The organism is Paraburkholderia sp. CNPSo 3076, assembly GCF_026343935.1.
GTDB classification, from domain to species: domain Bacteria; phylum Pseudomonadota; class Gammaproteobacteria; order Burkholderiales; family Burkholderiaceae; genus Paraburkholderia; species Paraburkholderia nodosa.
This window is the reverse complement of record NZ_JAPMAL010000003.1, coordinates 361,405-381,869: the sequence shown is the minus strand read 5'-3', so window position 1 is coordinate 381,869 and position 20,465 is coordinate 361,405. Positions and strand designations below refer to the sequence as shown.

Sequence of the window (20,465 nt, the reverse complement as noted above, 5' to 3'; positions counted from 1 at the left end):
TGTGACGCGCACAGGCACTGATTGCCAAAATAGCGAATTGGGCAAGCACATCAATACAGCAGTCCATCGTAATATATGGGCCTTTATAACGAACGGGTGTCGAACATGTTTGTCCGCAAGCTGGTGGCTTCAGTCGTCGTGATGAGCGGTGTAATTGGCGCGATGGGTGCAAGCGCCAACGCATTCGCCGACGAATCCGATGTCAACGTGCTCTATGCAGGCTCGCTCGTGAACCTCATGGAGAAGAGCGTGGGCCCCGCGTTCGAAAAGGAAACCGGCCTGCATTTCAAGGGCTATGCAGCCGGCTCGAACAAGATCGCCAATGAGATAAAGGGCAAGCTGCGCCGCGGCGATGTGTTCATCAGCGCGAGCCCGAAGGTCAACGCGAGCCTCATGGGCGAGGCCAACGGCAATCACGTTACGTGGTACGTAAATTTTGCCGAATCGCCGCTCCTGATCGGCTACAACCCGAAGAGCCGTTTCGCCAACGACTTCAAGACGAAGAAGTGGGATCAGGTGCTGCAGGAACCGGGCATCCGCCTCGGGCGCACCGATCCGAAGCTCGACCCGAAGGGCGCCTTCACCGTCGAGCTCATGACGAAGGCCGCGCAGGCGTACAACCAGCTTGACCTCGTGCAGAAAACACTTGGCGCGCCGGAAAATCCCGAGCAGGTGCTGCCGGAAGAAACGCTCGTTGGCCGTCTGCAGTCGGGTCAGCTCGACGCGGGCTTCTTTTACTCGACGGAAACGTCCGACCTGAAGATTCCGGCGATCCACCCCGCGCCCGAACTGAAGATCAAGGCGAACTACACGCTCACGGTTCTCAACGACGCACCCAACAGCGCCGGCGCCGCGCGCTTCGTAAACTTCCTGCTCTCGGCAGAAGGCCGCAAACTGCTCGCCGAGCATGGCCTGGATGTGACGAAGCCTGCCGTCAACGGCCAGACCCAGGCGATCCCGCCGTCGGTGCAAGCCGTGATCGACGCCGCACAGCAATGACACAAGCCGCGCAGCGTGCGGAGCAGGTTGCCGTGAAGCGCTCCCAGCCGCTCTGGTGGCTCGGCGCGCTGCTCGCGGTCTATCTGTGCGCGCCGTTCGTTGCCAGCATTCCGCAGATCGGCCAGGCGGACTGGGCCGGCGTCGACTGGCACGCCACCTGGTCGGCGGTGGGCGTATCGGTCGCGAGCGCGAGCGTGGCCGCGCTCATCATCCTGGTGGGCGGCGTACCGCTCGGCTACTGGCTCGCGCGGTCGCGCGCGCGCGGCATTGCCCTGCTCGGCTTCGTCGTGCAGTTGCCGCTCGCGCTGCCGCCGCTCACGAGCGGCGTGCTGCTGCTGTTTCTCATCGGACCGTATAGCGGCATCGGCCAGCTCTTCGGCGGCTCGCTCACCGACTCCTTCACGGGCATCGTGCTCGCCGAGACCTTCGTGGCGGCGCCCTTCCTGATCGTCGCGGCACGCTCGGCGTTCAGCGCCGTGGATCCCGTGTACGACGACGTCGCCGCCACGCTCGGCCATCACGCCGCCAGCCGCTTCTTTCGCGTCACGCTGCCCATTGCGTGGCCCGCCATCCGTGCAGGGCTCGCGCTCGCCTGGCTGCGCGCGTTCGGCGAATTCGGCGCGACCGTGATGGTCGCGTATCACCCGTATTCGCTGCCTGTGTATACCTACGTCGTGTTCGGCGGCCAGGGCCTGCCCGCGATGATGCCGCTCCTGCTGCCCACGCTCGGCATTGCAATCATCTGCGCGGTGCTCTCCGTCTATAGCCGCAGCGCACGCTCGACGCTGGCGGTGAACCTGGACAACGGCGACGAACTCACGACTATTACCCCGGCCGCCACCGCGGCCGACAATGCCGGCCTGCGTCTTGCCTTCGCGGTGCGCCGGAGGCTCGGCGCGTTCACGCTCGATGTAGCGTGGCATCCGCAAACGCGCCGGCTCGCGATCATCGGCCCTTCGGGCTCGGGCAAGTCGCTCGCGCTGCGCATCATCGCCGGGCTCGAACGCAACGACGCGGGCTCTGTCACGCTCGGCGCGACCGACCTCGGCGCGCTGCCGCCCGAGCGCCGCCAGATCGGCTACATGCCGCAGGATTACGGGCTCTTCCCGCACATGACGGTGGCGCAGCAGCTCGCGTTTCCCGTCGATGCCGACGCTGCCAGCGCACGCTACTGGCTCGCGCACCTCGGCCTCGACACGCTCACCGAGCGCCTGCCTCGCCAGCTCTCGTTCGGCCAGCGCCAGCGCGTGGCGCTCGCGCGCGCGCTCACGCGGCACACGCAACTGCTGCTGTTCGACGAACCGTTCGCCGCGCTCGACACGCCGCGGCGCCGCCGTCTGCAGCAGTCGTTGCGGGCGCTGCAACGCGAGGTAGGCGCGGTGACGGTGATCGTCACGCACGACCCCGACGAAGCGGCGCTGCTCGCCGACGAAGTGCTCGTGATCGAACAGGGAAGCGTGCTGCAAGCGGGCGCCGTGGCCGACGTGTTCCAGCGGCCCGCCACGCCGCGCGTGGCCGAACTGCTCGGCCTGCACAACGTCGGCGAGGGGATCGTGCGTGCTGGCGGCGCCATCGAAACGCCGACGGGACTGTGCCTGCCCCGCGCCGATACCTCGCTCGCGGTGGGCTCGCGCGTGATGTGGCGAGTCTCGCCGCGCGCGCTCGTCGCGACGCAGGAAGGCGCGTGGCAGGGACGCGTTGCGGGCACGTCGCTGCGCCACGGCGACCGCTACGTTACCGTCGAGATCGCCGGAGAAACCTTCGATATCGCCGCAGAAGATGCGCCTGCATCGCATACCGGCGCGCTGCGCTTCTCGATCGACGCGAACGGCGTGCTCGCCTGGCCGGCGTCGCAGAGCGCCTGACTCACGAGTCCTGAAAACGCTCACCTTTGGCACCGACATACCTGCACCGATGCCGCGCCCGTTGACGAAAAAGCCCCTGTAAAAGGGGCTTTTGGCATAAGCGGTTAGCGATTCGGTGCGCAATTTCGCACCGTTGCTCACAGTTCCCGAAAACGCTCACCTTTCGGCTTCTCGCGCTCGAGCGCGCAAGGTTTCGACTGCCAACACCTGGTAGTCGGCAATATTCGCATCCCTTAACCTGGGACTACCAGGAAAATCTTGCGCGGCAGAACCAGGTTCTCCTGTCCATCGGGATCACGAAACTTCCGCAGCCGATCACGCGCGACGGTGATTTCCCCACGCTTTGTCAACGAACCGTCGCAATCCCATGCACACGGCTCCCGGATCTTCTCACCTATGACCGCGACGCCGCGCTCAGATCATGAAGCGGCTGTCTTCGACGAGCACGCGCGGCAACGGTTGCAGGTCGGTGCGCGCGAAGCGCACCAGAGAGAAGGCGCGCAAACCTTGCGGGCTCGACGGCAGCCGCGCGAGCGGAAACATGATCGAGGCGCTGTTGCCCGGGCCGCCGTTCGCGAGCAGGACATTCATCGGACTCAGGCAGATCTCGCGCATTTCGACGTTCGTGTATTGCGCGGGATTCGCGAGCACCCTGCAAATCACCGTGAGCTGGTGTTCGAGCGCTTCGCTCTTGAGGCCGAGCGCGGCGATCTCGCTCTCGTTCTGCGCAATCTGCGCCTCGACCTTCGCCACTTCGGCGACGTTTTGCACGGCGTGCTCACCCAGCATGCGTTGCGTCCCCGCGCCGTGACGCGTGAGCAGTTGCAGGCGCGTTCTGAGCAGCGCGCGCTCCTGTTCCAGCATGTCGCGGCGCGACTCGTCAGCGCCGATCTGCTCGAGGCCTTCCAGTGCGATCTGCTCGACCACGCGCTGTACGATCTGCTCGCGAAGGTCACTTTCGGTTTCGCCGCACACGCGCACCTGATGGTCGTCGAAGCTCAACGTCGTCTGCATGACATCGGTGTGCACCTCGTCGCCATGCTGCTCGGCACCGAAGGCGCGCCGCTCGTTCAGGGCCATGCCGAGCACCGCGTAAGTCTCGCGCGCAAGCGGATGACTTTCGAACCAGGCATGCAGTTCTGGCGAGCGGCTCAGAACATGGCCGACCTCGTCGGGCGCGGCGAAAAACGCGTGGATATAGGGGTCGCTCGACCACGTGGCGGCACTCGCTTCGCGCGCGGGCGGCATGCGGTCCACCACGTCGCGCACGTACGCGACCGATTGCGCGAGCGAGGGCGCAAGCCGCTCTCGCCACTCGGGCACGAGCTTGAGCGTTGGGCTGAGCACGAGCAGACGCGCAATCAGCGTCTGGATTTGCGGCGATTCCGGCGCCTGCTTCGCGCGGGCGCGCGGCCAAAGCCAGTCCAGGATACCCATGGATAACTCCGTTGCAGACCGCTCGAACGCGGCGGCGGTGAGGCGCAGGGCGCACAACGAGGTCTCTTGTCGCGAATGACTATACCGCGAATCACGACCCGGCCGCGGCGACGCTGCCGCGGCGCAGCAACGCCTCGCGTTGCGCACATGTTCCCGGAAACACTCACCTTTGGCTTGCGTAACGCGCGCCACGTAGACTTGAACCTGACCGCCGATGTGCGAAACGATGCGACGAAAAACCGCGCGACGCACACCGCAGTGAACTTACGCTCCCGCACACGCTCACCTTTGGTTTTCTTTGCGATGCCCACCGTGTTACGCATGTTTGTGCAGTGCCTTCGCCCAGGCCATTCCCGTAAGTACTCACCGCCCAGCATTGCGGCGCATTGCCTGCTCCCGAATATCCTCACCATCAGACGGTACGTGCATTCATCTGCAATCCGAACTAACTGATCAGCTAACGCGATTCCATCGCCGGCTTTCCTCTGCCTTTCAGCGACCGTCGCGCACGCAACGAATCGCGATGACATGTCAACGAGGCGTTTTCAGGCACGCCAATTGCGCAGGGGCGCGCGGCGCGTGCACGGCGGCCTCGGGAAAAACCCCGCTTGCTGCGTGCGCAAACCGCGAAGCATCAGGCATAAGCGACCTCGTCACGCGTTTTAGACGGTTCGCTCAATTGACAGTGGTCAATGTCATGATCCAATCTTCTGCGCATAAATACGACACAGGGAGGCAGAAAAATGGTGGAGAGCATTGTCCGCAGCAGCTTGATGCTGGCCGCGGCAGCGACCCCTTTGCTGGTCGCCTGCGGCGGAGGTACCGCCAGTAATCCGGCACCCATCACCCCGGCGCAATGCTCGGGTTCGTCATGCGCGAACCAGGGCCCGCCCAGCAGCGCACCTACGGCCACGGCGCTGTGTCCCGCCGCTTCGGACATCGCGGCGAACACGTATCTGGGCGGTGCGGGCAGCGGCGAGGTCGTGAGCCTGAACATCGACCCGACGAAGATGACGTACAAGCTCTCGTTCCTCGCCTCGCCAATTCCCGTGGCCGCGAGTTCGGTGCAAAACACGCGTGCGGGCCTCACGATCACGGGTGCCGTGCAGCATCCGCCCGCGGGCTCGCTGCCAACCGCCGCGCAGATCACGTGTGCGTTCCAGCTTCAGGCGGGCACGGGCACGATCAACGGCAGCACCTACACCACGGCGTACAACGCCAACAATCCGCCCACGATCTATGTTGGCTTTGGCGTGGCGGGCGGCGGCATTCCTGGCGCGACCGTGAACATCGACGGCGACACCACCGCGAATCTGCTCTTCAGCGGCGTCGCGCCACGCACATTCGACTTCTATCCGTTCGTCGGCTTTTCGTCGGTGAGCACGAGCCTCGCCGATCTCAAGGGCTCGTATAACGCGCTGCTTTATCACATCCTGCCTTCCAGCAGTTTTGCGCCGGCGGCGAAGGTAACACAGGAGCAGTACGACGCCAGCGGCAATTGCAGCGTGCCCGGCGGCGCGACCAACACGAGCTGCGCAACCGCTGCGAATGCCTGGACGGCAAGCACCAGCGGCAGCTATTTCGACAGCGCCGACGCACCGCAGATCGAGACGCCCACACCGTTGCCGTTCCCCTTGAGCCTCGGCAACAACGTCATCGTCAGTCGCCAGGGCGGCGCCGGGCACCTCATCCTCGGCAAGCTCAACGGGGCCATCGTGCCCGTGGTCGTACGCACCGGCTACGTGAACGAAACCATCAGCCTGAGCAACCAGATCGCCGTGGACGACGAGTCCGGCATCGCCCTGCTCGCGCCCGCCACGACGCTCACGTCGGGCGCATTCGACGGCAGCTACATTGGCGCGGACTCGAACTTCGCCTACACGGCAACGCTCATCAACGGCCAGCAGGCCGGCTTCCTCAAGCCCTCGACGATGACGACCCAGAGCCAGTTCACGCTCGACTACACGCAGACGCACCCCGGCCTGATCGGCGTAACCGATACCCAGGGCAAGGCGGGCAATCTGATTGCGGTGGGCGGCCTTTACGGCATCTTCATCGACGGCGAGGAAAACGGCGGGGTCACGGCCAGTTCGGCGAACAGCGCCACGCCCAATCAGCCTTACTTCGGTGTCGGTGCACTGATCCAGCCACAGTAGTCCATCAGGCGGTCACGCCAGTCCGAGCCGTCGCGACCGCCTTAATTTCGCACTACGAATGACTGGCAGGCGCTCTCGCCAACAACAAGACTCTGGAGACGCGGTATGAAATGGATACTTTACGCGGCGCTCTCGCTTGCCGCACCGTTGATCGCAGCGCTCAGCGCATGCGGTGGCGGCAACGGCAGCAGCAGTAGCCCGCCGCTCGTGGAAGCAGCGCTTTGCCCCACTTCGCTCGACTACAACACGGTGTACACCGGCGGCGGCGGCGACGGCGAACTCGTCAAGCTGCAGCTCGACACAGCCAAAATGACCTGGCAGATCACCTATGTCGAGTCGCCGATCCCGCAGACCACTGGCACCGTGACGCCCACGCGCAAAGGCCAGGTCGCCGCCGGCACGCTGACGGCGGAAACCGGTCTCCCCACGGCGAAGCTCAACCAGTGCGCGTTCCGCCTGAATGGCGCGAGTCTCGATCCCAACCGCCCGGCGCGCGTATTCATTGGCGAAGGGGTGGCGGGCGGCACGATTCCGGGCGCTGAGATCGCCTACAAGGGCTCGGGCGGGATTGGCGTCGTGCCGGACACGACATTCCCGTACTACCCGTTCATCGGCTTCTCCGCGATCGAAACGAATCTCGCGAACGTCGCCGGCACGTACAGCCAGCTCGGCTATCACCAGGTGCCTTCGCAGAATTTCCAGCCCGCTGCGGTCGACGCGAAGATCACGATCAACGCCGACGGCACCTGGGCCGAATGCGACAACACGGGCGTGAACGCCGGCAAATGCCAGCAGCCCGGCACCAACTTCGCGCAGTCGGCCGATGGTAGCGGCGCGTTCGAAACCGATCACTTCCAGGGGCAGGTCAAGCCGACGCTCGTCACCACGGAGCCGGCCGGCAAGGGCTTCATGATCGTCGGCAAGTTGCGCGGCCAGCTCGTGCCCGTGCTCGTGCGCGCCGGCGTGGCGTATCCGCAGGTCGGCGTCGATCCGCAAAGCGGCGCCACGGGCCCGGTGGCCGACGACGAATCGGGCATCTCTGTGCTCGCGCCGCAAACGGCCATCGCGCAGGGCTCGCAGAACGGCGAATACATCGGCGTGGACAGCCAGTTCGACTATCGTACGCTCGCGCTTGAGGGCACGCAGGCCACGCTGCTCGATCCGTTCAACGCCTCGCAGGCCGCGCTCGCCACTGCCCTCGATCTGAACTTCGCCCAGACCGTACCGGGCACGGTGACGACCACGCACGTGGGTGCCTCCACCGGCACGACAGCCACCGGCAAGATGATCTTCACGGGCGGCGTGTTCGGCTACCTCGACATGACGACGCCATCGGACCCGTACTTCACGGCCGGCGCGTTCGTTCAGTAAGGATCACGAAGCAATGTATCGAACAATAACGGCGCGGCGAACCGCGCCATTCACGAGGTGGCCACTCCCGGCCGTCGCGCAACACGGCGGCGGCCGGGCCACAAAGGCGCGTGCAGCAAAGGCGAACGACGCATGCCGGGCATCCCGAAGCATGCATCGGGCCGCCGCGCGCGGGTAAGGCACACCCGCACCTGGGAGGGACATCATGAAACGCATTGCAGTGGCGGCGCTGACCGCCGGGCTGACGGCGAGCGCGTACGCGCAGCACGCCGGCGACAACGTCGTCGCACTTGGCTGGTTTCACGTCACGACGCAGAATTCGAGCACGCCGCTCACCACGGACGTCGCGCCCGTGCCGATCAACACGCCGCTGCGGCTGCCCAGCTCGTTTACTTCGGCGGGCACGGGGCTTTCGGCATCGAACGCGGATACGGTCGGCCTCGTCATCAGCCACTTCTTCGCGGACCATATCGCGCTCACCACGGTGGCGGGCGTGCCGCCCACGTTCAAGCTCTATGGTCACGGCACCATCAAGCCGCCAGGCCCGGCGGGCGCGCTCGGCAGCCAGAATCTCAGCGACCCGGCGACGAACCCCATTGTCGGCAGCGTGCGCCAATGGAGCCCGGCGCTGATCTTCCAGTACTACTTTCGCGACGCCGATGCGAAATTCCGTCCGTTCCTCGGCATAGGCGTGTCGTACAACTGGTTCTCGGATATCCAGCTCAATCCGAACTTCGTGAAGGCCACCCAGGACGATCTCGGCTCCGTGCTCGCGGCGGGCGCGGGCAAGCCGGGGCAAACGCAGATCAGCGCGAAGGCGTCGTCGTCGTGGTCGCCGGTTTTCAATCTCGGGGCCACCTACAACGTCACAAAGCATCTGGGGCTCGTTGCGTCGGTCACCTATATTCCGCTGAAGACGACGTCTTCGGTGATCGTCAAGGCAGCGGACGGCAGCGAGCTCGGCGTGAGCCGGGCCGACCTCAAGGCCGATCCGATCATCTCGTTCCTTGCGCTCTCCTACCGCTTCTAAGGGCGCGCCGTGCCTGCATAGCGGCGAGGCGGCGCATGCGCGTAAGGGCGAGAAACGCCGCGGCGAGACACGGACCTGAGCGTGCACCCAGGCGCGCTCGCGTGGGCCGGGCCGCTCGCGCTAAAATCGCGGCATGCCGAAAACGCCCAAAGCCCCCGTAACCGGTACCGCGCCCGAGCGCGCCACCGACAGCGAATACACCGTCGACGAACTCGCGCGCGTCGCGGGCACGACGGTGCGCAACGTGCGCGCCTATCAGGACCGCGACCTGCTCATGCCGCCCGAGAAGCGCGGCCGCGTAGGCATTTACAACGACTCGCACGTTGCGCGGCTCAAGCTCATTCACCATCTGCTCGCGCGCGGCTACACGCTCGCCAACATTCAGGATCTCATCCTGGCGATCGACGACGGTGGCGACCTGCGCTCGATCCTCGGCCTGGAGAATGCGATTGGCGGTCCCTGGTCGCACGCGCGGCCGAAAACATATTCGCTGCCGCAGCTCATCAAGCTGTTCGGGCCGCAAGCGCCGAGCAGCCTTGCGCGTCTCGCGGACCTCGGGCTGCTCGAACGCCAGGGGCTCTCCTTCGTTTCGCGCAATCCGGGCATGCTCGACGCGGCGGCCGCGACCGTGCGCGAGGGCATTCCCGCGCGCGAGCTGCTCGACGTGCTCGAAGAAACGCGTCCGCATTTCGACGCCATCGCGCGCGTGCTGGTGGAAATGGTCGTGCGCCATCTGGACCGCTACGATCAGGGCGCGCTGCCGCCAGCCACGGACATGCCCGCGCTCGTCGACGCGATCTGGCGGCTGCGGCCGCTTTCCACAGTGTTCGTCGAGCACGAGATCCTGCGCGCGCTCGAAGCGCAGTCGAGCGACTACCTGGGCGGCCGGGTCGCGACGATCCTCGACAAGACGCTCGGCCGCGAGCGCGCAAGCGAAGCCGCGCCTTCGGTCGCCTCAGTGCCTGTCGGCGCCGCGAAGCAGCGCGCGCCCAAATCCGCGCCCCGCAAGAGCGCCGCACGCGCGCCGGCTGCAGCAAAATCCGCTCGCCCCGCGAAGAAAACCGCGCTCAAGAAGCGTTAAACGCGCACGCCCTCCCTGCTGGTTTCTGCTTTGCCGAACGCGTGAAAGGCCCCGTCAGGCAGCCTTTCGCGCGCTCGCGCCCCCTTACGCCCCTACGGTTGTTCATGTGTTAGAGCGCTGAATCTAGCCCCTTGCGCATCGGCGCCGATCGCACTATGTTTACATCCATCAATGTCACAGTCATAGATGGATCGACAACAGGGAGACGCTCCGGATGAACGCACCCGCCCGTACCGGCGACGCGATCGGCATCGCCATCATCGGCACTGGCTTTGCCGGCCTTGGCATGGCGATCCGCCTGCTGCAAAGCGGCAACCAGGACTTCGCGGTGTTCGAGAAGGCCGACTCCGTGGGCGGCACCTGGCGCGACAATCATTACCCCGGTTGCGCCTGCGACGTGCAATCGCATGTGTACTCGTTTTCGTTCGCGCCGAATCCGCGCTGGACGCGCATGTTCGCGCCGCAGCCCGAGATACGCGCCTATTTGAACCGCTGCGTCGATCGCTTCCGGCTTTTTCCGTGGCTCAACTTCGGGCACGAACTCACGAACGCGACATGGGACGAGGCCGCGCACTGCTGGCGCCTCGCGTTCGCCAATGGCCGGCGCGTCAGCGCACGCGTGCTGATCTCGGGCATGGGCGGCCTCTCGCGCCCCGCGTTGCCGGCGATTGTGGGACTCGACACCTTCGAAGGCAAGACCTTCCACTCTCAACATTGGGACCACGGCTATGCGCTCGATGGCAAGCGCGTCGCCGTCATCGGCACGGGGGCAAGCGCCATCCAGTTCGTGCCGCAGATCACGCCGCGCGTGGCGCAACTCGCGCTCTTCCAGCGCACGCCGCCGTGGATCATGCCCAAGCCCGACCGCGCCATTTCGGGCTTCGAACAATGGCTGTTCCGCACGCTGCCGTTTACGCAAGCGCTCGCGCGCGCGGGGCTCTACTGGATGCTGGAAACGCGCGTGCTCGGCTTCGCGGTGCATCCCGCGCTCATGAAGAACGTGCAGAAGCTCGCGTTGCGCCATATCCGCCACCAGGTGCCCGATCCTGAACTGCGCGCGGCCGTGACGCCCGACTACACGATCGGCTGCAAGCGCGTGCTCATTTCGAACGACTACTATCCGGCGCTCTCGCGCAAGAACGTGCAGGTGGTGACGAATGCGATCGCGCGGGTGGACCGCACCGGCGTCGTGACCGCCGACGGCGCGCATCACGAGGTCGATTGCCTGATCTACGGCACGGGCTTTCAGGTGGCCGACCCATTTCCGCCGGGCGCGATCGTGGGCCGCGGCGGCATCGATATCGTCGAGACCTGGCGCAATGGCGCGCATGCCTACCTCGGCACGAGCTTGCCTGGTTATCCGAACTTTTTCATGCTGGTCGGCCCGAACACCGGCCTCGGCCATAACTCGATGGTGTTCATGATCGAATCGCAGATCGAGTACGTGCTCGGCGCGCTCGCCGCCATGAAGAATGACCGCGCGGATTCGATCGACGTGCGGCCCTATGTGGAAGCGCGCTACAACGAGCGCATCCAGAACAAGCTTGGGCGCGCGATCTGGTCGGTGGGCGGCTGCAAGAGCTGGTATCTCGACCCGCGCAACGGCCGGAACACGACGCTGTGGCCCGGTTTCACCTGGCGCTTTCGCCGCGCCACGGCGCACTTCTCCCTCGCGGATTACCAGGTCTATCGCGCGCCGCACGCCACGCAGCACGAAGCGCCGCTCACCGCTGCCACGCAACCCACCGAGGCCGCCTGAACAGGCGCACCCAACCCACCCGGAGCCCGCCCATGAAACGCTTTGACAACAAGGTCGCCGCCATCACCGGAGCCGGTTCGGGCATGGGCCGCGCGCTCGCGCTCCAGCTTGCCGGCGCCGGCTGCCATCTCGCGCTCGCCGATCGGAACGCCCCGGCACTCGAGGAGACCGCTCGCATCGTCGGCGCGCTTGCCCCTTCGGTGCGCGTGAGCACGCGCTTACTCGATGTGAGCGAGCGCGACGCCGTATTCGCGTGGGCCGACGAGATGGCGGCTACGCACGGCGGCGTCAATCTCGTCTTCAACAACGCGGGCGTCGCGTTGTCGAGCACCATCGAAGGCATGGCGTACAGCGACCTCGAGTGGATCGTGAACATCAACTTCTGGGGCGTAGTGCACGGCACGAAGGCATTTCTGCCGCATCTGAAGGCAAGCGGCGACGGACACATCGTCAATACATCGAGCGTGTTCGGTCTCTTCGCACAACCAGGCATGAGCGGCTACAACGCGACCAAATACGCCGTGCGCGGCTTCACCGAAGCGCTGCGTCAGGAACTTGACATGATGCGCTGCGGCGTGTCTGCGACCTGCGTGCATCCGGGCGGCATCCGTACGAACATCGCGCAATCGAGCCGCGTGGCGCACAACATGGTGGGCTTCATGGTGGCGAGCGAGCAGCAAGGCAAAGACGACTTCGAGAAGTTCTTCATCACCACCGCCGACGACGCGGCCCGCGCCATCCTGAGCGGCGTGACGCGCAACGCGCGGCGCGTGCTGATTGGCCGCGACGCGCGCGCGGCGGACTGGCTCGCGCGCACGCTGCCCGCCGCCTACCAGGCGCTGGTCGTGATGAGCGCGCGGCGCGAAGCCGCGAAGGCAGGCCGCCGCGCCGCGCGCGGGTCCGCCGCCACGCAATGAATAACAGCAGGCACACAACAGGGAGCCATAACATGATGCCGATACGGCGCGACATCCGCTTCGCATTGCCGCCCGAAAGGGCTTGTGACTGGCACGTCGAGGGCGTGCCAGTCACCCACTTCTTCAACGCGCTTTCGCTGCTTTTTCCCGCGGGCGAGCGCTTCTTCATGGATTCGGTGCGGCATTACCGCGACCGCATCGAAGACCCCGAACTCAAGAAGCAGGTCATGGGCTTCATCGGCCAGGAAGCGATGCACACGCGCGAACACGTCGAATACAACGACTTGCTCCAGGCGGCGGGCTTGCCCGCGCACAAGCTCGACAAGCGGCTGTGGGCCATCCTCAACTTCGCGCGCAAGGTGTTGCCGCCTTCGCTGCAACTCGCGCAAACCGTGGCGCTCGAACACTACACGGCCATGCTCGCCGACCTGCTGCTCGCCGATACGGGCACGCGCATCGAAGGCTCGGTGGCGGGCTACAAGCAGATGTGGCTCTGGCACGCGCTGGAGGAAACCGAGCACAAGTCGGTCTCGTTCGATGTCTGGAATCTGGTGATCGAGCCGGGCGTCAAGCGCTATCTCATGCGAACCGGTACGATGCTCGCCACCACGGTTCTCTTCTGGCTCATCGTGTTCGACTATCACCTCGCGCTCTTGCGCGCGCACCGCCGCCGCCAGGGCAAGGTGCGCGGCATGGGGAAGCTCGTGAAGTTTCTCTACGGGCCGCGTCACGGCGTGTTCCCCGGCATCGCGCTCGAATGGCTGCGCTTTTTCAAGCCCGGCTTTCATCCGTGGGATCACGACAACCGGCGGCATCTCGCGCGCCTCGACGGCCTCGTTGCGCAGATCGACGAGACCAACGCGCAGTACGCCTCGCGCGCCGCCCCGCGCCGCGTGCCGCTGCATCCGGCGGCAACGCCGCGCGCGGTGTGAGGCAGGTCATGCGCGGCGCGCCCGAACCCGTGTTCGTCTGGTCCGACGACGTGCGCCTCGCGGTCTACGTCAGTGGGCCCAACGATGCGCCGCCCGTCGTGCTCGTGCACGGCTACCCCGACTCGGCGCGCATCTGGAACGCGTTGCGCAGCGAACTGGAGACGCGCTTTCGAGTGATCGCCTACGACGTGCGCGGCATGGGGGCATCCGTTGCCCCGCGTGCCCGCTCTGGCTACGCACTCGCGCAACTCGCGCGCGATCTGCTAGCGGTCGCCAATGCCACCTGCGGCACGCGTGCGTTTCATCTGCTGGCGCACGACTGGGGGTCGATCCAGTGCTGGGAAGCCGTGACCGATCCGGCGAACGCCTCGCGGATCGTTTCGTACACCTCGATTTCCGGTCCTTGTCTCGACCATGTTTTTCTCAAGCCGCGCGTTCCCGCGCAGTTGCTGCAGTCGTGGTACATCGCGTTCTTTCATCTGCCGCTCGTGCCCGAACTCGCCTGGCGGCTTGGCGGAGCGGCGTTGTGGCCGTGGTGGCTGCGCAAGACCGAGCGCGTGCGCGTCGAGCCGGATCCCCAGCAGTTGCGCAACGCGCTCAACGGGCTGCAACTCTATCGCGCGAATTTTCTCGCGTGCGCGCGGAGTCCGCGCGAGCGCCGCACACGTATTCCGGTGCAGATCATCGTGCCGCGTTTCGACCGCTACGTGACCCCGGCCATGTCCGAAGGCGTCGAGCGCTGGCTCGGAGCACACCAGCGCGAAATCATCGCCGCGCCGCATTGGGCCGTGGTGAGCGAGGCACGGCAGATCGCGGCGCGCTTCACGCGTTTTGCCACGTGCGCTTCGCCATGCGTACAAGGCTTCGACCCCAACCTGCACACAGAGGACCGCCAGTGAACCCACTTGCCCTGCCTGCCGCGGTCGTTGCCGCTGGGGCTGCACTCGCCGCGCTCGCCGCATTCACGCGACGCGCCACGCGCCGCATCGAAGCCGCCGTGCCGATGGACGGCCAACTGATCGACATCGACGGCGACCGGATTCATTACGTCGAGTTCGGCAACGGGCCGCCCATTGTGTTCATGCACGGGCTGAGCGGGCAAATGCGCAACTTCGCATGGCTACCCATGCAGGCGCTCGCGCGCGAACATCGCGTGATACTCATCGACCGCCCAGGTTCCGGCTACTCCACACGCGGGCCGCACGCGTCGGCGAATATCCGCGCGCAGGCGCGCACGGTCGCGCGCTTCATCGGAGCACTCGGTCTCGAATCGTCGGCGCTCGTCGGGCACTCGCTCGGTGGCGCGATCGCGCTGGCCATCGCACTCGATCACCCGCACGCCGTTTCGCGGCTCGCGCTGATCGCGCCGCTCACGCACGTACAGACCGAGGTGCCGAAAGCCTTTCGCGCGCTCGTGCTGCGCTCGAACGCCGTGCGTCGCTTCGTGGCGCGCACGTTCGCGACGCCCATTGGACTCGCGACCAGTTCCGCCGTTCTCAAGCAGGTATTCGCGCCCGAGGCCGTGCCAAGCGATTTCCGCACGCGTGGCGGCGGACTGTTGAGCTTGCGGCCCAGCGGCTTCTACAACGCCTCCGCCGATCTCATCGCGATTGAAGACGCCGACGATCTCGCGCAGATGGAACGACGCTACGCAGAATTGAGCGTTCCCGTGGATATTCTGTTCGGACGCGACGACGTCGTGCTCAACTGGACCCGACATGGCGATGCGCTCAGCCGCCTCACAAGCCAGGTGACGCTCAAGGTGGTGAGCGGCGGCCACATGCTGCCCGTCACCGCGCCGTCCACGACCTACGACTGGCTGCTCTGCGCACTCACGGGCACGGTGCACGCGGGCCTCGCGCGCGCGATCGAGGCGGATCAGCTGGGCACGGACATCGGAACGCCTGCACCGGGCGTGCTGGGCAATCCGTCCGCGACTTAGCCGGCGTTGCCACGCGGCGTGCGCTGCGTGAGGCGAAATCGCGAAGCTGATAATGCGTCGGTCCGCGTGGGAACGTGTGGGCGGCAAGCATTCATCAAGGGAGACAGGAGATGAAAGTTCATCAGGCACGCACGCTCCTCGCGTGCGCCGCACTCGTGCTCGCCAGCGCCACGGCGTTCGCCCAAGGAGACGGCGCAGAAACGGGCAACGCATCCCAAGGCGCAACGCCCGCCGCCGAAGTCGCGAAACTGAGCGTCGATCAACAGGTGCGCTGGCTGCAGCGCGCGCAGAAGAACGACGCGCTCACGAAGCTGGACGACGCGCAGCTCACCGCGCTCTTCGAAGCGTTCGACCCGCTCGTCGTGCCCACGCTCATCAAGCTCGGCCCGGCGGGCTATCCCTCATACGAATTCGTGCTGTCGCGCTGGGAGCGACTGAACGGCAAGTGGCCCGCGAAGCCCGCGCACATGGTCGTGAAGCTGGCGCACGAGCCGCTGCGCATCTACGCGAAATGGCTGCCTGACGGCGATCATTCGGGCGAGGAGGTGATCTACGACGCCTCGAAGCGCCGCGACGAAATGTACGGCCACCTCGGCGGCCTGCTCGGCGTGATGCCGATGTGGACCGCGCTCGACGGCACGCTCGCACGCTCGCAGTCGAATCACAAGATTACCGATCTCGGCACCGAATTCATCGTGAGCCAGTTCATGACCGACGCGAAGAAGTACGTGGAAGTGGGCGCGTCCTACAAGCCGCAAGTCGAGGTGAAAACGAAGGACGGCGTGCGCGTGGTGGCGCTCACCTACGTTTCGCCGAGCGGCAAACCGCAGTTCTACGCGAAGAAGCAGACGCTCGGGCTGGATCTGCGGCATCCGTATTTCCGCACCGTCGAAGCCTATGGGGACGACGGGCAGATGTTCGAGAAAATCGTCATCGACAGCATCACGCCGAAGTCATTCGACGACGAAGCATTCGATCCGAAGAATCCCGATTACAAGTTCTGAAACTTGGGCAGTGAACGCAAAGGTGAGGCTTTTCGGGAGGAGCGCACGACATTCGACTCCTGGAACTCCTCACCTATCGTTGTATCGGTGAACTCACGATGCGGTGAATGACTCACCGCCGTGCGCGTTCAACGATACTTCTGCAACTCGGCATCGGTGATCGGTTGCGCCGGCAGATTCAGCATGCCCGGCAGATCGCCGAGTTTCGGCAAGCCGCTGACATTGGCCCAGCGTCCGCCCGAGCCCTGATAAATAAGCGTAGGCGTACCGTCGAAACCGAGGTCCTGAAAGAGCTTGATGTTGTCGTCGAGCTTGTTCTTGTCGGCGGCGGGAATGTGCGCGAGCGGGGCGATGCCGCCCGACTCGTCCTTCTCCGAGTAGTGAGTTTCCAGCTCTTTGAGCAGCGCGGCGCCGTCTTTCGCCTCCAGCAGCGCGGCCGCCTTGCCCGCCGAATCGGGTTTCAGAAAACCCATAGGAATCCAATGCACCTGCAGGCCGACCGCTTCATACGGTTGCAGCGCTTTCCACACCAGGTGACAGTAAATACAGTTTGGGTCCATAAAGACATAAAGTGTCGACTTCACATTCGACCCATTCGCGCCTTCGACGATCGCACTCGCATTCTGCAGGCTTGCAGCCGCCGTTGCGGGCAACCAGGTGGGCTCAGGCGCCGCGGCGGCCATGGCGCCGGCGCTCATGGCTAGCGCGCCTGCGGCGATCAGCATGCGTGTGAACTTCTTCATTCTTTTCCTCTGACTTGGATAGCGCGTCACGTCGCGCACCTGTGAAGCGAAGGCTCGTATCTTAGGGTCAGGCCGTGGCACGTCACTGACGCCAATATGGCAAAGGCGTCAGGTGAGCAGCAAAGGTGAGAGTTTGCGGGAGGACGTTGGACCCTAGAACTTGAACCGCAACTGAAACCCGATGGTAAACGGCAGATCGTCAGACGGTATCGGCGGAATGACGATGAAGTTCACGCCCACGCGCTTGTACGCGACCATCACGATAGGCGCGACCACGGGCCCGATCGTATGGTCGTGGCCGAGGCCCCAGTTGCCATAGTTGTAGCCGGAGATGATGCCGCCCATCGCCGCGAGCCGCACGAAACCCCAGTGCAGAAACTCGGGCGCCCACACTGCGCCGCCATAGTAAGAGGGCCGGCGCAACGAGTTGCGAAAGCCGCCTGCCGTGAGCGCCCACGTATCGCTGGGCCAGCATTCGATGCCGAGGCCCGGGTTGAATTGTTCGAAGTCCTTGTCGGGATGGATATGGTACGAGCCCACCATCGCATCGACCCACAGGCCCGAACTACACCAGTTCGCCGCGTGCGCCGACTGCGCCGTGCCGAACAGCAGCAGCGGCAGGAGCAGCAGGGCAGCAGCCGCGCCGCGTTTCGTTCTCTTCGCCTGCGTTGTCGCCGTCGTTGTCGCCGTCGTTGTCGTTATGGTTGCTGCGCCACCTTGCTTCTGCCAAAACCGCATGGGCTCTCCGTCCTTTCTTGCGCCGATCCACCTGGGGATCGTCTGTTTTCTGATTGCTGGTTCGCGGTGAATGACGAACTGTACCGCAACCCGATGCGTGCGCAATGGAGTCCAGGCTCGGATCGGGCAACGCGCTCGCTGCCGGCATGGTGCCAGCGTAGCGAGTCGTCCCGATGAAAGCGAAGCGTCAGAGGCCGAGGTCGGAGAGGCCCGGATGATCGTCGGGACGGCGCCCGAGCGGCCAGTGGTAGAGACGATCCGCCTCGCGGATCGGCAGGTCGTTGATCGATGCGTGACGATGCGCCATCAGGCCGTTCGCGTCGAATTCCCAGTTTTCGTTGCCATACGAGCGGAACCAGCTGCCCGAATCGTCGTGCCACTCATAGGCGAAACGCACCGCGATGCGATTGTCCGTGTACGCCCACAACTCCTTGATCAGGCGATAGTCGAGTTCACGCGCCCACTTGCGCGTGAGCAATTGGACGATGGCCTCGCGGCCCGTCACGAACTCGGCGCGATTGCGCCACACGCTTTGCGGCGTGTACGCAAGCGAAACGCGCTGCGGGTCGCGCGTATTCCAGCCGTCTTCCGCGGCGCGCACCTTCTGCATGGCGCTCTCGCGCGTGAACGGCGGCAGCGGCGGACGCACTTCGGGCGAATCACTCATGGTCTTGCTCCTTGCGTTGGTCGGCGCGCCGGGACGGTGCGCGCAATGGGGATCGGGTTTGGGATGGGCTGCGGGAACCGGAACCGCTTTTCGGTGCGAAGGCGTCGAGCAACGACCGGCCTGCCGCGCGTGCGTCGAGCGCCGCATCGGCGTCGCCGCTTACTAGCGCGACGCCGATCGCGCCGTCGATCAGGATCAGCCATTGCCGCGCGAGGCGGGCGGCGACCCGGCGATCGACGCGGATGCTCGCGGCCCACGCATCGCTCTGTTCGCGCACGAAGTCGAGCAGGCGCTCCTTGTGTTCGCGCGCGACCACACGCACGGGGTCGTCGGGCGACGCGATTTCGCCGGCGGCGTTGAGAAACGCGCAACCGTGAAAGCCTTCGGACGTGAACCACTCGCGCAATACGTCGAACATGCCGACAAGGCGTGCCTGCGGCGTGCGTCCGCGCGCGAGCGTGCCGGCGACGAACCAGCGCATCCAGCGCTCGTCGCGCCGCGCAAGCGCAGCCGCGACCAACGCGTCTTTCGATTCGAAATACGTGTAGAAGCTCTTGCGCGCCGCACCCGCCGCGCGAACGATCGCATCGACGCCCGTTGCGTGAATGCCGCCCGCGTAGATCAGCGCCTCGGCGGCTTCGAGCAGGCGCTCGCGCGCGTCGGCCTGCGGCGTGTCTGCGTTCGCTTCGGGGTCCGTTACAGCGAGCGGGCTCATGACTAGTCTCGTTCAGCGCGATTGCGGCGGGATGGCGAAGATCGGCGGGAGAATGATCGTTCTCCCAGTCCGCAATGTAGAACGATCATTCTCCCAAGTCAAGATACTTTGCTCTCTCGCGCGCCGCGCTGCGCGCTAGTGCGATCCCAAAGCGCGCGTCCTGAAACCGCGAACACGGCGGCCACGACCAGGGTGAGGCCCAGCACGCGCGTGAGCGTAAGCGGCTCGCCGAGCACCACCGTGGCCAGCGCCACGCTCGATACCGGCGCCACCGCAGTAAACACCGCAGCCTCGCCGCCTGGCACGCGCGCCGCACCCGCATACCAGAGCCAGAATCCGCCCACGGTCGGCACGAGCGCGTAATACGCCACGCCAAGCACGGCGTTCAACGGCACGGCGTGGGCCGCGCCCAGCCAGCCGGGTAGCGCGCATAAGCCCGATACGACGAAGCCGATTCCCGTCATCGCGCTTGCCTGCGCAAGGGGCGGCCACGGCCGCGACAGCCGTTTGTTCAGCAGGACGAACAGGCTTTCGCACACGACGGCGCCGAGTATCATCGCGTCGCCCGTGAGCGAACGTGCGCCATCGCGATGCTGCCCGGGTGCAAGTGTGACCAGCGCCACGCCGAGGCTCGCGATCGTCACCGAAACAAGCGTGCTCGCACGCAGCCGCTCGCCCAGCACCAGCGCCGCCGTCACCGCGCAAACGGCCGGCAGGGTGCCGAGGATGATGCCGGCGTCGCTCGCCGAAGTGCGCTGCGTGCCCGCGATCAGCAAGACCGTATAGCCGACGCTGCCGATGGCCGCCTGTGCGACGAGCAATAGCGCGTCGCGCAAGCCGGGACGCGGAAGCGCCGTACCGGTGAGACGCATGAGCAGCAGAAAAACCGGCAGCGCCATCCCGAAGCGCAGCGCGGTGGCAGGCAGCGGATCGAGCCCCGCGCCGATGGCCTTGCTCGCAATGACCGTGCTGCCGACGGTGAGCATGGCCGCCGTCAATTGCGCCTGCGCGACGGATCGGGGGGAGAGGGTCAAGCGCCGCGCGTTTTCGCGCGACGGCAATCGTATCGACATGGAGCGCTCCTCGTGGTGATACGCCTGTATAGGCTC

18 protein-coding genes are annotated in these 20,465 nt (G+C 65.5%); 12 read left to right on the top strand and 6 right to left on the bottom strand.

Annotation, left to right across the window (positions count from 1 at the left end):
• The first annotated feature begins 105 nt into the window (after positions 1-105).
• Both M3A49_RS05570 and M3A49_RS05565 read left to right on the top strand, forming a co-directional pair.
• Positions 106-999, top strand: coding sequence for an extracellular solute-binding protein (locus M3A49_RS05570; protein ID WP_266227778.1), 894 nt, complete (start codon positions 106-108; stop codon positions 997-999).
• Positions 996-2,864: an ATP-binding cassette domain-containing protein gene (locus tag M3A49_RS05565; RefSeq protein ID WP_416338920.1), complete on the top strand. Its 1,869-nt coding sequence runs from the start codon at positions 996-998 to the stop codon at positions 2,862-2,864. The genes M3A49_RS05570 and M3A49_RS05565 overlap by 4 nt, the downstream gene beginning before the upstream one ends.
• Before the next feature lie 414 nt (positions 2,865-3,278).
• Here M3A49_RS05565 and M3A49_RS05560 read toward each other — a convergent pair whose 3' ends face one another.
• A complete protein-coding gene (locus tag M3A49_RS05560) occupies positions 3,279-4,301 on the bottom strand; it encodes a hypothetical protein (protein ID WP_266227776.1) in 1,023 nt (340 codons plus the stop codon).
• A 743-nt stretch (positions 4,302-5,044) separates the two neighbouring features.
• Here M3A49_RS05560 and M3A49_RS05555 point away from each other — a divergent pair.
• The 10 genes from M3A49_RS05555 (at position 5,045) to M3A49_RS05510 (ending at position 16,493) form a co-directional block, all read left to right on the top strand.
• Entirely contained in the window at positions 5,045-6,457 is a 1,413-nt protein-coding gene (locus tag M3A49_RS05555) for a DUF2957 domain-containing protein (protein ID WP_266227775.1), read from the top strand.
• Between the two features lie 105 nt (positions 6,458-6,562).
• The gene (locus tag M3A49_RS05550; protein ID WP_266227774.1) at positions 6,563-7,828 is read left to right on the top strand and encodes a DUF2957 domain-containing protein; all 1,266 of its coding nucleotides are present in this window, start codon (positions 6,563-6,565) and stop codon (positions 7,826-7,828) included.
• A gap of 205 nt (positions 7,829-8,033) precedes the next feature.
• The gene (locus M3A49_RS05545) at positions 8,034-8,858 is read left to right on the top strand and encodes an OmpW/AlkL family protein (RefSeq protein ID WP_266227772.1); all 825 of its coding nucleotides are present in this window, start codon (positions 8,034-8,036) and stop codon (positions 8,856-8,858) included.
• A gap of 133 nt (positions 8,859-8,991) precedes the next feature.
• The gene (locus M3A49_RS05540; RefSeq protein ID WP_254353532.1) at positions 8,992-9,939 is read left to right on the top strand and encodes a MerR family transcriptional regulator; all 948 of its coding nucleotides are present in this window, start codon (positions 8,992-8,994) and stop codon (positions 9,937-9,939) included.
• Between the two features lie 214 nt (positions 9,940-10,153).
• Positions 10,154-11,698, top strand: a complete 1,545-nt coding sequence (locus M3A49_RS05535) for a flavin-containing monooxygenase (protein ID WP_266227771.1) — start codon at positions 10,154-10,156, stop codon at positions 11,696-11,698.
• Between the two features lie 32 nt (positions 11,699-11,730).
• A complete protein-coding gene (locus tag M3A49_RS05530) occupies positions 11,731-12,615 on the top strand; it encodes an SDR family NAD(P)-dependent oxidoreductase (RefSeq protein WP_266227770.1) in 885 nt (294 codons plus the stop codon).
• 32 nt (positions 12,616-12,647) lie between these two features.
• The gene (locus tag M3A49_RS05525; protein WP_266227769.1) at positions 12,648-13,547 is read left to right on the top strand and encodes a metal-dependent hydrolase; all 900 of its coding nucleotides are present in this window, start codon (positions 12,648-12,650) and stop codon (positions 13,545-13,547) included.
• Between the two features lie 8 nt (positions 13,548-13,555).
• Complete coding sequence (locus M3A49_RS05520) at positions 13,556-14,446, top strand: alpha/beta fold hydrolase (RefSeq protein ID WP_266227768.1); 891 nt, start codon at positions 13,556-13,558, stop codon at positions 14,444-14,446.
• Positions 14,443-15,489, top strand: coding sequence for an alpha/beta fold hydrolase (locus tag M3A49_RS05515; RefSeq protein WP_266227767.1), 1,047 nt, complete (start codon positions 14,443-14,445; stop codon positions 15,487-15,489). The genes M3A49_RS05520 and M3A49_RS05515 overlap by 4 nt, the downstream gene beginning before the upstream one ends.
• A 110-nt stretch (positions 15,490-15,599) precedes the next feature.
• Positions 15,600-16,493: a DUF1571 domain-containing protein gene (locus tag M3A49_RS05510; protein WP_266227766.1), complete on the top strand. Its 894-nt coding sequence runs from the start codon at positions 15,600-15,602 to the stop codon at positions 16,491-16,493.
• 128 nt (positions 16,494-16,621) lie between these two features.
• Here the strand turns inward: M3A49_RS05510 and M3A49_RS05505 are convergent, their stop codons facing one another.
• The 5 genes from M3A49_RS05505 to M3A49_RS05485 all read right to left on the bottom strand — a co-directional run bounded on the left by M3A49_RS05505 (position 16,622) and on the right by M3A49_RS05485 (position 20,429).
• A complete protein-coding gene (locus tag M3A49_RS05505; protein ID WP_266227764.1) occupies positions 16,622-17,275 on the bottom strand; it encodes a thioredoxin fold domain-containing protein in 654 nt (217 codons plus the stop codon).
• 114 nt (positions 17,276-17,389) lie between these two features.
• Positions 17,390-17,974 carry a hypothetical protein gene (locus tag M3A49_RS05500; RefSeq protein WP_266227762.1) on the bottom strand — a complete coding sequence of 195 codons (585 nt, stop codon included), beginning with the start codon at positions 17,972-17,974 and terminating at the stop codon, positions 17,390-17,392.
• 187 nt (positions 17,975-18,161) lie between these two features.
• Complete coding sequence (locus M3A49_RS05495) at positions 18,162-18,641, bottom strand: nuclear transport factor 2 family protein (protein WP_266227761.1); 480 nt, start codon at positions 18,639-18,641, stop codon at positions 18,162-18,164.
• Positions 18,634-19,356, bottom strand: a complete 723-nt coding sequence (locus M3A49_RS05490) for a TetR/AcrR family transcriptional regulator (RefSeq protein WP_266227760.1) — start codon at positions 19,354-19,356, stop codon at positions 18,634-18,636. Before M3A49_RS05490 ends, M3A49_RS05495 begins: the two co-directional genes overlap by 8 nt.
• Before the next feature lie 98 nt (positions 19,357-19,454).
• On the bottom strand, positions 19,455-20,429 hold the full coding sequence (locus M3A49_RS05485) for a DMT family transporter (protein WP_266227759.1): 975 nt from the start codon (positions 20,427-20,429) through the stop codon (positions 19,455-19,457).
• Between the last annotated feature and the right edge of the window lie 36 nt (positions 20,430-20,465).